This is a genomic window from Bacteroides sp. D22 (assembly GCF_000163675.1).
Classification (GTDB): domain Bacteria; phylum Bacteroidota; class Bacteroidia; order Bacteroidales; family Bacteroidaceae; genus Bacteroides; species Bacteroides xylanisolvens.
Genome location: NZ_GG774811.1, coordinates 123,401 through 137,110 on the forward strand (window position 1 = coordinate 123,401; position 13,710 = coordinate 137,110).

Annotated in this window: 9 protein-coding genes and 3 pseudogenes; 3 read left to right on the forward strand and 9 right to left on the reverse strand. The window is 45.4% G+C overall.

The annotated features are described in order from the left end of the window. The 3 genes and pseudogenes from HMPREF0106_RS27885 to HMPREF0106_RS08720 all read left to right on the forward strand — a co-directional run. Positions 1–222 (forward strand): annotated as a pseudogene (locus tag HMPREF0106_RS27885) (IS110 family transposase); the annotation flags it as partial. 829 nt (positions 223–1,051) lie between these two features. Next, positions 1,052–1,981, forward strand: coding sequence for an alpha/beta hydrolase (locus HMPREF0106_RS08725; protein WP_032851503.1), 930 nt, complete (start codon positions 1,052–1,054; stop codon positions 1,979–1,981). Between the two features lie 34 nt (positions 1,982–2,015). Further along, positions 2,016–4,487, forward strand: a complete 2,472-nt coding sequence (locus tag HMPREF0106_RS08720) for a glycosyl hydrolase family 95 catalytic domain-containing protein (protein WP_009040436.1) — start codon at positions 2,016–2,018, stop codon at positions 4,485–4,487. A gap of 80 nt (positions 4,488–4,567) precedes the next feature. On the opposite strand, the gene HMPREF0106_RS08715 is transcribed toward HMPREF0106_RS08720, so the two are convergent. The 9 genes and pseudogenes from HMPREF0106_RS08715 to HMPREF0106_RS08690 form a co-directional block, all read right to left on the reverse strand. Then, positions 4,568–5,869: a zincin-like metallopeptidase domain-containing protein gene (locus tag HMPREF0106_RS08715; RefSeq protein ID WP_032851474.1), complete on the reverse strand. Its 1,302-nt coding sequence runs from the start codon at positions 5,867–5,869 to the stop codon at positions 4,568–4,570. 8 nt (positions 5,870–5,877) lie between these two features. Next, entirely contained in the window at positions 5,878–7,695 is a 1,818-nt protein-coding gene (locus tag HMPREF0106_RS08710) for a reverse transcriptase/maturase family protein (RefSeq protein WP_009040438.1), read from the reverse strand. A gap of 570 nt (positions 7,696–8,265) precedes the next feature. Continuing rightward, positions 8,266–8,670, reverse strand: a pseudogene (locus HMPREF0106_RS0124930) (ArdC family protein); the annotation flags it as partial. A 19-nt stretch (positions 8,671–8,689) separates the two neighbouring features. Further along, a complete protein-coding gene (locus HMPREF0106_RS08705) occupies positions 8,690–10,495 on the reverse strand; it encodes a reverse transcriptase/maturase family protein (protein WP_009040439.1) in 1,806 nt (601 codons plus the stop codon). Between the two features lie 13 nt (positions 10,496–10,508). Further along, entirely contained in the window at positions 10,509–10,763 is a 255-nt protein-coding gene (locus HMPREF0106_RS27155; protein WP_157133817.1) for a hypothetical protein, read from the reverse strand. Between the two features lie 301 nt (positions 10,764–11,064). Next, positions 11,065–11,259, reverse strand: a pseudogene (locus HMPREF0106_RS0124935) (ArdC family protein); the annotation flags it as partial. A 5-nt stretch (positions 11,260–11,264) separates the two neighbouring features. Further along, the gene (locus HMPREF0106_RS08700; RefSeq protein WP_009040440.1) at positions 11,265–11,876 is read right to left on the reverse strand and encodes a hypothetical protein; all 612 of its coding nucleotides are present in this window, start codon (positions 11,874–11,876) and stop codon (positions 11,265–11,267) included. Between the two features lie 81 nt (positions 11,877–11,957). Beyond that, positions 11,958–12,143 (reverse strand): hypothetical protein, encoded by a 186-nt coding sequence (locus tag HMPREF0106_RS27480; RefSeq protein ID WP_009040441.1) that lies wholly within the window; start codon positions 12,141–12,143, stop codon positions 11,958–11,960. Positions 12,144–12,147: 4 nt separating this feature from the next. Continuing rightward, a complete protein-coding gene (locus HMPREF0106_RS08690) occupies positions 12,148–13,707 on the reverse strand; it encodes a glucosaminidase domain-containing protein (protein WP_032851478.1) in 1,560 nt (519 codons plus the stop codon). Between the last annotated feature and the right edge of the window lie 3 nt (positions 13,708–13,710).

Here is a 13,710-nt window from a genome sequence, read left to right on the forward strand (position 1 = left end):
ATAGCCAAAATATATAATCCCGAAATTAGAGATTACTATCAAAGACTGATTAGTAAGGGAAAGAAGCCTCAAGTGGCTTTAAATAATGTCAAGAACAAACTCATAAGAATCATAGTGGCATTAGTCAGGAAGAAAGTACCATATGATCAAAATACATACAAATATTATGAAGAACGAGAAGTTATAGAAAGGAAAAAGAACGAGAAGTTAATTTATTGTTAAACGGAATAAGAGATTAGGATATTAGCATAGAATACGTGGAATCGTCCTGTTGTCCGTTCCACGAGTCGAGGCTCTTGCATTGCCTATTATAGTTGAACTGATAACGTCAGAGCCCACGCTAATATGAAATACACTTTTACACGGTGTTAAAGAGAAAAGGGGGAAGTACGGTAGGAGTTACCTACAAGATACACTCCACACGTACAGAAACACCGTGCTTGTGATAAAACACATCCCCGGGACATTTATCGTTGCTGAGTTCAAGACTATAATTGTAAGTTTGCAAGATTACGACTCGCCTTAAACAGAGCGTTAGTAAACGCCTTCCTTATGTCAGTTTTCTTCCCCCTATCATCTATTTCTACAAATCTCTCCTTAAAGAAGGGAGAGATTTAGTTGTATTTAGCTTAATATGGAGTATTTACTACAACCTTAAAAGTTGATAAATCATCAAAGTAGAAAACTTTTGCAAATATATGTATTAAAATAAAAAATGCAAAAAAAAAAAGATTATTTTTTTCTTGCTCATCCTTTATTATAATATTTGCAATATCATTTGTATAATGAAAAGAAAGATTCAAGGGCTGATCAGAATAAAAAAAATACTACACGCCCTGAAGAAGCGCATAGTACGTTATTCATTACCTTGATAGTGGATTATCACTTTTGGAATTGACGCTTCTCTTCGGTTGTTGCGTTCCTTTTAGTAAAAAAAGATGCACTTTTGATAGAGTGATGAAGCTGGTGATTAATAAGGTGACTGGTGTTGAAAACATTCACTTTAAGAATGCAACAGTAAATGGACAGGATTTTAAAAGAGTATAAAGTAATGAACAGATTCGTATTTTTATTAAGTTTTCTTTTGATGGCATTGATGACGGTCACTCTTCAGGCTCAGAAAATAATTCCTTTGTGGCAGAATAATATGCCCAATAGCAAAGGTCTAGTTTTTAAAGATTCTGTAGCCAGGGAACGTGTGGTACAAGTCGGAATTCCTGCTGTTAATGTTTATGAACCGTCAAAGGCCGAGCGTACCGGTACGGCGGTACTGATTATTCCCGGTGGCGGATATGTGAAACTGGCGCATGAAATCAGCGGTATCGCATTGGCAAAATGGTATAATACCTTGGGAGTAACGGCTTTTGTTCTGATACATCGTTTCCCGCAATCACCGGATGTAATAGAATCTTATAAAGCTCCTTTGCAGGATGGACAACGTGCCCTTCGCTATATACGTGCTCATGCGGAGGAATATGGAATAGATATTCATAAAGTGGGAGTAATGGGTTGTTCTGCTGGCGGTCATCTGGCCGCTTCATTGTGTACTATTGGTGAAGACTGGTCAAAAGTGGGTGATGCACTGGATGCATATAGTTGTAAACCTTCTTTTGCTGTATTGATATCTCCGGTTATTTCGATGGATGACGCTATTGTTCATAAAGGTAGCCGAACAAATCTGTTGGGAAAACGGGAACAGGATATTGCTCTCAGAAACTTATTTTCTTTGGAAAAACAAGTGGATGGTAACACGGTATCGGCTATCTTGTTTCATGCTTCTAATGATAAGGCTGTTTCCCCTTTAAACAGTATTGCTTATTATACAGCCTTGTATAAAGCGGGAATAGAGAAATCCTCACTGCACCTGTTTCCTGCCGGCGGACATGCCATCTCTTTGCGTGCACAAAGGGGAAGCACGGTCATGTGGCCGGAGTTGGCTGAAGCTTGGTTGATAGAGAATGGATTTCTTTCTCCATTATAAAAGTCGATGATATTTATTAATTTAATTATAGATTATGAATGCACGTAAGTTATTAAAAATAGCACTTGTAGTTTTGCTATCTGTAGTCAGCATCAGCATAGATGCTCAGGAAAAGCCTGTATTATGGTATGATAAGCCTGCCAGATATTGGGAAGAGGCATTACCTTTGGGAAATGGACGCTTGGGAGCCATGGTATATGGTAATCCTGTGGCCGAAGAGATTCAACTGAATGAGGAAACAGTATCGGCAGGTTCTCCTTATAAAAATTATAATCCTGAGGCTAAAGGAGCGTTGGCGACCATCCGTCAGTTAATTTTTGCTGGTAGATATCCTGAAGCTCAAGAGTTGGCAGGTGAAAAAATCCTCTCCAAGAACGGTTTTGGAATGCCATATCAGACAGTGGGCAGCTTGTGTCTGGACTTTCCTAGTCATGAAAATTATACAAACTTCCGTCGTGAATTGGATTTGGAAAAAGCTGTAGCCACGACTGCTTATACTGTAAATGGAGTAGATTATAAGCGTGAAGTCTTTACCTCTTTTGTCGACCAGTTGGTCATTGTCCGCCTTACTGCTTCTCAACCGGGAAAACTTACTTTTTCCGCTTCCCTGACTTGTCCTCAGAAGGTGGATGTTACCGTTTCTGGAAAGAATGCCTTGACTTTGGAAGGTACAACTAAAGGAGACGATTTCACAAAAGGTTCTATTCGTTTTCGTGCAGATTTGAAGTTAGATTTACAGGGTGGAAAGAGTGTGGCAGGAGATACCTTATTATCCGTGACTAATGCTAATAGTGCTACTATTTATATCGCCATGGCTACTAATTTTGTGAATTATAAGGATATATCCGGAAATCCATCTGGGCGTAATAAGGTATCCATGAAGAATGCCGGAAAGAATTATGTCCGAGCTTTACAGGCTCATATCAGTGCATATCAAAAATACTATAACCGTGTGTCTCTAAATTTGGGACGCACTTCGCAGGCTGATAAACCTACTGATGTCCGGATAAAAGAATTCGCTATTTCCGATGATCCCCATCTGGTTGCTCTTTATTTTCAGTTTGGTCGTTATTTGCTTATTTCTAGTTCTCAGCCGGGAGGGCAACCTGCTAATTTACAAGGTATTTGGAATCAGAAACTAAATCCTGCTTGGAAATGCCGTTATACCACCAATATCAATGCGGAAATGAATTATTGGCCTGCCGAAGTTACCAATTTGCGTGAGATGCATGAGCCTTTCTTGCAAATGGTGAAGGAATTGTATGAGAACGGTCAGGAGGCTGCCCGGGAGATGTATGGTTGCCGAGGATGGGTATTGCATCACAATACGGATTTGTGGCGTATGAATGGTGCTGTGGATAGGGCTTATTGTGGACCGTGGCCTACCTGTAATGCGTGGTTATGTCAGCATTTGTGGGACCGTTACCTCTATTCGGGTGATAAGGAATACCTGGCTTCCGTGTATCCTATTCTGAAAAGTGCTTCAGAATTCTTTGTTGATTTTTTAGTAAGAGATCCCAATACCGGTTATCTGGTAGTCACTCCTAGTAACTCTCCAGAGAATTCGCCTAGTATTTGGAAAGGGAAAGCCAATTTGTTTGCAGGTATCACGATGGACAATCAGTTGGTATCCGATTTATTTTCAAACACTCGTTCAGCAGCACAGATTTTGAATCAGGACAAGCAGTTCTGTGATACCATTTTGTCATTAAAAAGGCAACTTCCTCCTATGCAAGTAGGGCAATACGGACAGTTGCAAGAGTGGTTCGAAGACTGGGATAACCCTAATGACCATCATCGTCATATCTCTCATTTATGGGGACTTTTCCCCGGTTATCAAATTTCTCCTTATTCATCACCTGTACTTTTTGAAGCTGCCCGTAATACATTGATACAGCGTGGTGATCCTTCTACTGGTTGGTCTATGGGATGGAAAGTTTGTTTTTGGGCAAGATGTTTGGATGGAAATCATGCATTTAAGTTGATTACCAATCAGTTGAATCTTGTTTCTCCTGAAGTACAGAAAGGTCAAGGAGGAGGTACTTATCCAAATTTATTCGATGCTCATCCGCCTTTCCAGATTGATGGAAATTTTGGTTGCGCAGCTGGAATTGCTGAAATGTTGATGCAGAGCCATGATGGGGCTGTTCATTTACTTCCTGCTTTACCTGATACCTGGAAAAATGGAGAGATTAGAGGCCTTCGTGCACGTGGTGGTTTCGAAATTGTTTCTCTGAAATGGAAGGGCGGTAAGATAGAATCGGCAGTTATCAAATCTACTATCGGTGGTAATCTTCGCTTGCGCGTGCACAATGTTTTAATGGTGGATGGTATGACATTAGGCAAAGCTAAAGGGGATAATCCTAACCCCTTGTTTGGAAAGCAGGAAATCAGTCGTCCGCTGATTAGCGAGAAAGCTCCATTGCGTGGAGTGGAACTGAAAGATTCCTATTTGTATGATGTACCCACTGAAGCAGGGCAGACTTATACATTTACTTATTTATAAAAACAATTTTTAAGCTTTTGACTTGATAACAGTATAAGAAAGATGCGGGACAAATCAGCCCCGCATCTTTCTTTCAGTTTCTACCGGCGCATCCCGCCGCTGTATTCCGCCTCTTGTAGCTCCGCCTGATATTCCTCCATGTTATTCAGCTTCTCGTTCACAGCTTGCAAATTGGCGTCCAGCGTCGCGTTGTGGTCGTAGGAGAAACGATGCCGTACAGCAAGCCCTGCGTTAGTCATCATCCCGACATCGAGCGTATCGGCCTCCTTGTTATAATCAACATAAAGTACATCACCGTTCGGCATCTCGAATGCAGGAATTTTTTGCCGTGTCATGGCAGCGAACTGCTCCGCCGCCATCTCTCTGGCAACCCCTTTCAAGGTATCCCCGGCATGGTCAATGCCGTAACGTCGGACATGGTCGTGTACTTCCTGCTCCGTGAATTTCAACATCACCTCGTAAGTACCTCCGACGTTCCCGTTGTACACCACGGCGAAATCCTTATCCTCAATCAGCAGGTCATCGCCCCGGTTCTGTATGGGGGAGGGATAGGTATGTTCCTCGTTGATGCCGTTGCCGTCGTAATACTCCTTGGCTAACGTCAGCAGCCCCTCGTAGTCCCTTTTGTCCTTGAAGGCGTCCAAGCGCATCGTGTCATCGGTGGACTGGAGATAAGCCACGGAAGAATAGTACACTTTCTCTTTCGGGGCTGTCGCTTGCTGTTCGCTGACGTTCTGTTCCAACTCCTGTGCGATCTTGTCCACCTTTTGGGTAACCAGCGAAGACGCCCGCTTCACGTCCAGCAGCGTCGTCTTGATGAACTGCGGCGACTCCTTCAACTCGTCGAGCCACCCTTTGAGATAGGGACAACTGTCCTCCTTGATATACTTCATCATGCCGTAGCGCTGGGCGACCAGTGCGCTGTCCAGTTCGGCCACCAGTTCCTCGCGTATATACTCCGAAGACCCGAACGAAGCCGGTTTGAAACGGTCGAGTACCCCCTCCGTACCGGTAGAGTGTATCATCTCGTGGAAGAGCGTCCCGTAAAACGATTCCCCGGACTTGAACTGTCCCTTTTCTGGAACGACAATCACGTTCTTCGATATGGAATAATAGGCATCGTTCTGGTACAGCGGTTTGATGGGGCAAATCCACAGGTTGTCCCGAATCATCGTATCGACGGGAGCGAAGCTGAAATGTTCCCCGTTTCCGATTTTCGGTCGCGAGTTCTCAGCTTCCAGCTTTTTCCACAGTTCCGGGCGTGCCTCCTGTAAATTCGTCTGTAGGCTCGGTATGCAGCGCCTTACCGCCTTACGGCGGCAGGTTTCCGCATACCTGCCCCTAAACCGTACGTACACGTCTCCGTGTATACGGCTTGCCATTAGTAAGCTCACATTATTTTCCCATTAAGCTGAATTTTAGTATAACAAGATTCACACATTACAAGCGTCTTACGATGTTTCGATAACATCAACTTGCCCCATGGTGTATCTCCTTTTAACCCAACAAGAGTACGTATATGATGCATTACGGCATTAGTGTCCGTTGCACCACACATTTCACAGGTTTGTTGTTTCAACCTCTCTGCGAGGCTCGGTTTGGGAACATGCATAGTGCATGGGGTACGGTCGAGAAAATCGTCCGTTAATGCGCTTTTACGTTTGAATCCCTCTTTATAGAGTATTCTGAACCGTTCTTTGCCTTTTGCATCCTTATATGGAATTACAAAGTCTTTGCCTTTGCGGTACTTGTCTCTGATTTGCCCTACATGTCTTCTTAATTTCTGACCAAGAGTCATATAGAGACTATACTCCATAATGTAGCCAAAATCGGCACATGTTGACGAAACATTGTTGGCTATGCAGTAATAGTTGTAGAAGCCCTTGATTTCCAAGTTGAATTGTGCAAGGATATCCTCGGGTTTCATACCGACCATTTTCTCCCGTGATTTGGGCTTCCATACATCTTTGCCGTTTGCGTTCGCAAACTTTACAGCATCGTAACTGAGAAGTGTATTTCTCACTGTTTCAGAAGATAGCATAAGCATGACCTTGCCAACAAATTCTCGTTTCTTGATTCCATTGCTGTTTCTTTTGAAAACATCCAATGTACTGACGGTGATGTCAAAACCGAGGAATTTAGCATTCCCTTTTGCATGAGTTATGAGTGTCTTTTCAGCAGAAAGTTCAAGTTTAAGGCTTCTCATCATATATTCCGTGATGTCTGCCTTGATTCGTTCACAATCTGCTTTTGACCCTATAACACCTATCAGAAAATCGTCTGCGTACCTCACATATTTCAATCTCCGATAATTTTCGTCCATTGGAAGTCTGTATGGCATCTTATTTTTCTTTTCCTGCATGGCTTTTATTTTCGCCGATAGTTCAGCTTTTACAGTTTCATCCGTTTCCGTTCTCCATTTCTTCCTTAGGTTTACTGTTTTCGTGTTGAGACAACAGTATTTTTTGTTGTAAGCCCTTTCTCTTCCTTTGCCGAAGCGTGAAATATACTCTTTCATGTATTTGTCGAATTTATCAAGATAGATGTTTGCCAAAATTGGGCTGATTATTCCACCTTGAGGGGTTCCCGAATACGTGTTGTTATACTTCCAGTCTTCGACGTACCCCGCTTTGAGAAACTTTCTGATAAGGCGAAGAAACCTTTCATCGGCAATACGCTCTTGCATAGTGCTAATGAGCACATCGTGATCTATGTTGTCGAAAAAGCCTTTTATATCTCCCTCGATAAACCACTTTGTACCAGTAAAAGTCCTTTGAATACTTGTCAGAGCGGTGTGGCAGCTCTTGTGAGGTCTGAAACCGTGAGAGGTACTTTCAAAGTGCCCCTCATAGATGGCTTCAAGAATCATTCGGACTACCTCTTGCACAAGTTTGTCCTCCACGGATGGTACACCAAGAGGGCGTTTCTTGCCATTCTTCTTTGGTATATACATCCTCTTAGCAGGATGCGGTTTGTAGGATTCATTCCTAAGTGTTTCAATGAGACGTTCGATTCTTCCAATGCTCATTTGGTCAATGGTCTGACCATCCGCTCCTGGAGTCATATTGCCTGGTTTTGCATAAATGTGCTGATAGGCAATGAAGAACATCTCTTTGTTGAACAGAATACGGTACAGTCGCTCGAACTTATAGTCCGAGACCTTACTGTGCTGGCATAATGTGTTTAATACAATCTCCGGATTTCTCATAACGAATCTCTCGTTTTCTTTTATTTGTATTAAAGTTACTAACTACTCCCCTTCGCCATGTACAAGGCTTTCCCTTGCTCGGACTACTATGGGAGTTCCGTTACCATGTCGGATATTCAGAGGCTGATCCTCATAGCCAATTACTTGGCGTTCCGGTTTAGGCAATCTCCGTTTAATCACGTAACAACTTCTATCTTTCGATAGGCGACAGATTGTCGGATGCGACTTTTGTTCTTTTCTCCGCTTACTGCGGTCGTGTCATGGTTTGTTCTTGCTACTCGCCTTGGCTCAATAGGCGGTAGTACCACGATGTGGCGTATATAACAGCCTTCCGTCACAACTTCAACTTGTGTCACTGAACTATCGTTTAACCAATCAGGCTTCATCCTTATATCTGTCTTTCCCCTTGCAATTCAGTTGCAACATGGCTATTAGTTGACTTATCGCTTTACTGACGTGCTATGTTCCTCCTTGAGTTTCCTCTCCAAGTAAGTCAGTCGGGGATAGGTCTTTTGTTTATCTCTAAACTTTGAACACTAACCTAATCTCTTATTATCGAGATATTTATTACGCAACCATTACGGACGCACGCGCCACGTTGAATACGCGGAATACCTGCATCTTAGGATAGACGTTATACTCTTTCTTTTCGTCGTCAGAGAGTCTCTTGTAGTCGTCGTACTTGATTTTCTCTTTCGTCTCCTTGTGTATGCAGGTAAAGGTAGTTAACATGACGGGGAAGGATTTCTCGCCGCGCAATATTGACACGCGGGGGAGTTCCTGCCCGTCCTTGTCGGGCTTGTTGAGTCGTTGCACACAGTCGAACGTGCAGAAACGGGGAATCGTGTACCCCTTGTTCTCACAGTGGATCAGCAGTAGGCTCGGTATGAGACGCCTTGTCGCCTTTCGGCGATAGGTTTTCCCATACCTGCCCCCAAACCGAACGTACACGTCTCCATGTATTCGGCTTTCCATTGGTAATATCAATTTTCTGTTAATCATAGCTTTGAATCAGTGTATTGCATTTTTCGCATACCGCCAATGTCTTGCGCCCTTTCTTCAGCATCAATTTATTCCACTCTGTACCAGTTTTCAACTTACTAAATGTTCTGACATGGTGTATTGTCAGTGGCGCTTTGTTTCCGCGGAGTTCACACACGCCAATCTTTAGTCTTTCTACAAGCGATGCTTGTGGAAGAAAGAAAGTATTGGGTATATGGTCACATTCGGCATAATCATTGACTGGTTTTCTTTTGAACCCCTCATTGTACAGTACCCTGCATCTTTCTTGACCTTCTTTATCCCTAAATCGGACAACGAAATTTTGTCCCTCACGATAACGTTTCCATTCTTTACGCATGGTACTGTTATGCTTGTGTGCAAGGGTTTTAATGCAACTGCGTTTCAAGATACATCCGAAGGTATCTTCGACAGCGGAGATGTTATTGGCTATCGAATAGTAGTTATAGGACCCTCTTATTTCAAGGTTGTATCGGGCTATGATATCCTCTTCTTTCATGCTTGTTAAGAAACCTCTGGATTCAGCCCACCATACTTCTTTGCCATTGACTTGTTTTATTACCATAGCATTCATAGCAAGCAGTTTCTCCCTTGCAATTTCAGTAGGGACATGTTGCCTTACATTTCCGTTGAACATTCGATTCGTTCTACCGAGGCTATTCTTTAGCTTGCTTTCGGAATGTTGTACATAGATTTCATATCCGAGAAATTTTGCCTTGTCCTGTGCGTTTGTGATTAAGGTCTTTTCCTCTGACAGCTCAAGCTTTAGTTGTTCTTGCATGTATTTTTTGAGGTCTGCCTTTATCGCTTCACAGTCGGATTTACAGCCGATAACCCCTACAAGGAAGTCATCAGCATATCTCACGTATTTCAGTCGTCTGTACTGTTCGTCCATGTCATTCCCATACGGGAGTTGTTGCATTTCTGTATGCATGTTTCTGATTTGCCAGATAAGGATTTCCCTTTTCTCCACATCAGTTTCGGCGTTCAGTTTACGTTTCAGCGAGTTTCTTTTGTTGCAAATACTGTTGTAGGCTGGATTTACCTGTCTCTTGTTACCTTTGTCGAACCTCTTGGCATACTCGTTCATGAATTTATCGAACTTGTCAAGATAGATATTCGCCAGTATTGGACTGATGATTCCACCTTGGGGTGTTCCCGAATAAGTATGATTGAACTGCCAGTGTCCTACATATTCGGCTTTGAGGAACTTTCGAATCAAGCGAATCAAGCGAACATCGTTTATTCTTTCTTCAAGTATGCTTATCAGTACACTATGGTCTATATTGTCGAAGAATCCTTTAATATCTCCCTCGATGAACCATTTAGCCCCGACAAACCTTTTCTGAATGCTTGATAGTGCGGTATGGCAGCTTTTGAAAGATCTGAACCCATGAGAGGTGTATTCAAAATATCCCTCATAAATGGCTTCGAGTATCATTCTGACTACCTCCTGCACAAGTTTGTCTTCAAAAGAGGGTATGCCCAACGGACGCTTTTTACCGTTCTTTTGGGGAATATATATCCTCTTTGCCGGATTAGGTTGATATGTCTCGTTTTTGAGACTTGCTATAAGAGACTCTATTCTTTGAATGCTCATTTGGTCAATGGGCTTGCCATCTGTGCCAGGTGTCATATTGCCTTGTTTAGCATAGATACGTTGATAGGCAACATAGAACATCTGTTCATTGAATAGATTTCGATACAGCCTTTCGAACTTGTAGTCCAAAATTTTGCTATGTTCACATAAATTGCTTAATACTTGCTTTGGATTTCTCATAATGTCTCTCACATTATCCGTTGTTTGTATTAAAATTACCAACTGCTTCCCTTCGCCATGTACAAGGCTTTCCCTTGCTCGGACTACTACGGAAGCTCCGTTGCCATGTCGGGTATTCAGAGCCTTTGCCCATAGCCTTTCGGCTTCCCGATTTAGGCAATCTCCAGTTAGCACGCATAGTAACTATTGGCACGACAGATTGTCGGATGCGACTTTCGTTCTTTTCTTGCTTATTGCAAGTGCGTCGTGATTGATACCTTTTGCTCATATTCCTAATGTTTTGGAATTGAGTATCACGAAAGGGCGTAGATATAACTGTCTTTCCGCCCATGCCACGCATTATGCCGCTGAACTATCGTTGAACCAGTGTAGGTTTCATCCTCATATCTGTCTTTCCCCCTCACGGAACTGTGCCGCATGACAGTTAGCCGCACATTCCGTTTTACTGAAATGCTATTTTCACCTTTTGCTTTCGCTCGTGGCTTATTCAGTTGGGAGTAGAACATATTGTATCCTATTCTAATCTCTTGCCATAGAGATATTTACTATGCGACCATTCTGGACGCACACATCAGAGCGTTCATACCGTTGTACTCGCGCCCCGAGAGGTTGCGGGGCCATTGCAACGCTCCCTCCATGAACCACGGCTTTTCCCAGTCTCCCCGGATGCTCTCGATTTTCTCGATCATCATTTCAGCGAAGAGGTCCAACGCCTTGTCCTCGCTGTTCGGTCCGTCGGTATTTCGTTTTCTATATCCTGCCATAACTCTTACTCATTGGAGTTAGACGAATCCGCCACATGCTGCGCGAGCTCTTCCGCCCTGCAGGAGACATTCACTTTCCCGTTGTGTGCCGAGAGCGTCATCTCGCCTCTGGCTTCCACTCTCACGCCCGGCTGTAACCACGCCTCACGCTCCTTGCCGAAGCAGAAGAAGCGCACCCACTGGTACTCGAAGCCGTCCTCGACTTTCTCCGCGCTGAACGCCGAGAACATCGTGTAGGGCTGCTCTTTCCTGTCCCTCTTTTCCTCGATGTTCTGACCGACCTTGCCTCGAAAGGACAGCTTCCCCTCGACCTTATCGGTCGCATCAGCCGCAGCCGTGCGGATTTCGTCGGCGAATAGGTTGAAGTAGAGTTTGTCGCCCCTGCGTTTGAAGTACATCGTACCCAAGACCTCGACACGTGAGCCGTTCCGATAACCGGCGGCGTCCTCTCCGGCGGCTTCTTTGCTGACATCCACCACGATAGGAGTAGCCTGCCCGTCAGTAACGGGGATTTGGACCCGGAGCGGGAAAGCCAAAAACGATTTTTCCTCCTTGTTCGTGCGTATCGACGCGTCACGACCGATAGCACCGCATACCGTAACATTACATTTTATCATTTCTATTGTCTTTTAAGTGATACATAATCACCCGACAACCGTGCTTCTATTGATTGTTGTTGAACTGCTGTATAGCCCTCCTTAATCGGGTGCTCGTATCATCGCCCAGACCAGCCATCCGGCAACGGCCAGTTGCACGCCCACGATGACGAGCGTCGCCACCCAGCCCAGCAGCAGATAGCAGAACCGGACGTACAACGCAAGGTAGGACAGTCCGAACAGACATTTGCATAGCTCCATTATCACGCGTTTTTTCATACCAGTCATGTCTTTATCTTTTCAGGTTTTCCGCCTGTCCCTGCTGTGCGGACATTTCCCGCTCGAAATTCTGCGAAGCCGCTTCCGAAAGAATAACCGTATTCAGCATACCGGTTACACGCAAACGCTTGGCTTCTTCCGTAAGGGTACTGTCGTTCAGTGTTACCGACAGACGGTTCAGTTCAGCGGGGGTCAGCTCACGTGATACGCGCAGCTCTCCATTGTCCGCCCGCAGGGTGGCTTTCCCGTTCCCGCCGATGGTCAGGTCACAGTTCTTCATGCCCAGTAACAATGATTTCAGGTCGATACGCCGTCCGTCCATAGCTTCCGAGATGGCCGCCTTTTGTTCCTCCTCGTTCTTGTTGTCAATCTGCACGGCCAGCAGCATCAGCGAGGTAAAGGCCGTCATCGCCATCTCCACGATCGGGTCGTTGCATCCCGACATTCCCACGCCGCTGTCCTCCGACGAGAGTAGCTTCTTCATCCAGCCGTCGGGCGAAAGGCTTTTGTTTGCGGTCTGTTCTTCCGTTCCCTTATATCGGGCAAGCAGGTCGTTACCGTTGCGGAGCAGCTGCAATTTGATGTTGCCTTTCTGCGCGATTTCGGCCATGTATGCCGCGGGATCGATGTCCCGTCTGGTTCCGTCCGTGTAGAGGTTCGCCACGCCGAAGTGCAGGTGCTCGCCGGTCGTCCGTGTCCCCGTGTTGCCCGATATGCCGAGCTTTTGTCCAGCCTGCACCGTGTCGCCGGCTTTCACGGAGATTTCGCCGAGGTGCATGTAGGTACACTGCACCTTGCTGCCGTCCGCTCGGTCGTACTCTACCGTCAGCGACTTGCCTCCGGGCGTGCTCTTGTTCTGATTGACTGCGACGACCTTGCCTTCGTTTTCCGTGGCCAGTACCGCGTCGCCGTTACAGCGGATGTCGATGCCCTTGTGCATCTGTTGTTTCGTTTCGTCCATAGGGTTCTGACGCATACCGAAAGGTGAGGTGACGAAAAGAAACTCCTCGCGTTCCACTGGAAACGAGTAACCTTCGCCGTTTTCCGTGCCTCCGGATGTGCGGAGCGGGTTGTTTTCCACTCCGAACTCCCGGCCCTGTGCCGCCATCTCCTGCATCACCTGCCGGTCGTACTGCTGCAGGCCGTTCCGCTCGATGACCTTTTGCAGGCTCTCGGCATACTTGCCGCCCGTGGCATAGCCGGCCTGTGCGATTTCCCGCGTCCAGCCTTTGTAATCGTCGGGTGCGAGCGTGAAGCATCGGGCATAGCGGCTGTTCTCCTTCAGGAAACGGGAGTGGTGTTCGTAGGAATCACCCACGCTGTCATAGCTGCAAAACTTTTCGTCCGGCTTGTCGTCGGTATATACCCCGTACCGGCCGCCCCCGGCAATCCACGCGGGTGTCGCCTTGATGCCGAAATGGTTGTTCTCGTTCCGTGCCAGACGGCTCTGCCCGTTGCTGCTTTCCAGTATGCCTTGTGCCAGCGTTACCGAGGCGGGTATTCCGTACCGGCGCATCTGTAACATCGCGTATTCTGCATACTGCTCTGCGTACTGTTGATTCTTGCTTGCCATGTT